2 protein-coding genes are annotated in these 2283 nt (G+C 72.8%); both read right to left on the reverse strand.

Translation table 11 applies throughout. The annotated features are described in order from the left end of the window. Positions 1 to 1114: phosphopyruvate hydratase (eno, locus tag ACTUAL_RS23785; RefSeq protein ID WP_440901804.1), on the reverse strand; the 1114-nt coding region annotated here is incomplete at its 3' end. A gap of 840 nt (positions 1115 to 1954) precedes the next feature. Further along, positions 1955 to 2283 (reverse strand): response regulator transcription factor (locus ACTUAL_RS23790; RefSeq protein WP_440901805.1); only part of this gene is annotated, 329 nt, incomplete at its 5' end.

Below are 2283 nucleotides of genomic sequence, written 5' to 3' on the forward strand. Positions count from 1 at the left end.
CCTCCGTCTCTCCGGAACGGTGCGACATCACCGAGGAGTAGGCGGACCGCGTGGCCATCCCCACCGTGTCGAGCGTCTCGGTCAGCGTGCCGATCTGGTTGACCTTCACGAGGATCGAGTTGGCGACGCCCTTCTCGATGCCCTCGCGCAGGCGCGCGGAGTTGGTGACGAAGAGGTCGTCGCCGACGAGCTGCACGCGGTCGCCGATGGCCTCGGTGAGCTGCTTCCAGCCCTTGGTGTCGTCCTGGTCCATGCCGTCCTCGATGGACAGGATGGGGAACTTGGCCACCAGCTCGGCCAGGTAGGCGACGTGCTCGTCGACGGTGCGCTTGACGCCCGCGCCCTTGTAGTCGTAGACGCCGTCCTTGAAGAACTCGGAGGCGGCCAGGTCGAGCATGATCGCCACGTCGTCGCCGGGGGTGTAGCCGGACTTCTCGATGGCGTTGACGACGAACTGGAGGGCCTCGTCGGCGGAGGTGAGGTTCGGCGCGAAGCCGCCCTCGTCGCCGACGTTGGTGTTGTGGCCCGCCGCGCTGAGCTCCTTGCGCAGGGTGTGGAAGACCTCGGAGCCGACGCGCACGGCCTCGGCGAAGGTCGTCGCGCCCACCGGCGCGATCATGAACTCCTGGAAGTCGAGCGCGTTGTCGGCGTGCTCGCCGCCGTTGATGATGTTCATCATCGGCATGGGCAGCAGGTGCGCGAACACGCCGCCGACGTAGCGGTAGAGCGGCAGGTGGTGCTGCGCGGCGGCGGCCTTGGCGGCGGCGAGCGAGACGCCGAGGGTGGCGTTCGCGCCCAGGCGGGCCTTGTTGTCGGTGCCGTCGAGCTCGATCAGCACGCGGTCCAGGTCCGACTGGGCCTCGGCGGGCAGGCCGACGACGGCCTTCGCGATCTCACCGTTGACGGCGTCGACGGCGGCGCGCACGCCCTTGCCGTGGTAGCGGCCCTTGTCGCCGTCGCGCAGCTCGACCGCCTCGCGGGTGCCGGTCGACGCGCCCGAGGGAACCGCGGCCCTGCCCAGCGCACCACCCTCCAGCTCCACGTCGACCTCGACGGTCGGGTTGCCCCGGCTGTCGAGGACCTCACGGCCTGCAACGCGGACAATCGCAGTCATCTCGCTCCTCGGTTCTGTGGAAACCACGACCGGGCAGCGGGGTCCGCCGCGTCCGGTCGTGCACGCTCCTGTTGTGGACGGCGCGTTCCCCGCCGTCGCGCCCGCTCCCCCAGGATGGGCCACGCGGGACGCTCCCGCCGCTCCTGGACGCCCGCCGCGCCAGTGGCCCGGCGACGCCCTGAACGGGTGAAATCGTCCTCGGAAGGGGGATGCGGCACGTCACCGGAGCGGTGGCCCGTGATGGGCTCGCGCGTCCCGGCACGGCTCGGCGCACGGGTCGGCGTCAAGAGGACGTTCACCCTGGCGACCCCCGTGCGAGCTGTCGGCGCCTGTTCTTCTGAATCCTAACAGTGCCTGGTCGGCGGGGGTGGTGACAGCGTCGACCGGCCCGTGCGGGATGTGCCGGATGCGGCGGCGGGTTCCACCGGTCGGCTCTGGCGGCGCGGTGCCGGACGGCTCTGGCGCGACCCCCGTTCGGGTTGTATGGGTGACACCTGTTCAGGGGATTTTGGGGAGGGCTGGGTGGCTCTCGGATCGGCGGGCGCCGCACTGCCGGTGGCGGTGTTCGACGGCGCGTGGCGGGACGGCGGGGTGGACGCGGAGGTGGCGGCGTTCCTGCGCGGGGAACCGGGCCGCCGGTGGTGGACGGCGGGCGCGACCCGGTCGCGATCGGTTGCCGGGACGGGACCGCGCGGCTGCTGGACGCGCGCACCAGGGCGGTCGTCGGCCCACCGGTGGTGCTGGAGGTCGACGGTCTGCTCACGACGGCGGCGGTCCCCGCCCCTGGTGGGCACCGGGGTGGTCACCGCGCTGGAGCCGCGCGGCCGGCCGCAGGCGACCTCACCCCTGCCCCGGCGCGACCACCCCGTGCTCGTAGGCGTAGACCACCGCGTGGGTGCGGTCGCGCAGGCCCAGCTTGGCCAGCACGCGCGACACGTGCGTCTTCACCGTCGTTTCCCCCAGGTGCAGGTGCGCCGCGATCTCCGCGTTGCTCGTCCCGCGCGCCAGGTGCACCAGCACCTCGTACTCCCGGTCCGTCAGGTCCGCGGGCCGGTTCGGGGCGGCGGCGGCGGGCGCGGCCTGCGGGACCGGTGCGGCGAAGCGGGCCAGGACGCGGCGGGTCACCTCCGGCGCGAGCAGTGCGTGCCCACGACCTGCGGCGCGTACGG

This window comes from Actinosynnema sp. (assembly GCF_052038725.1).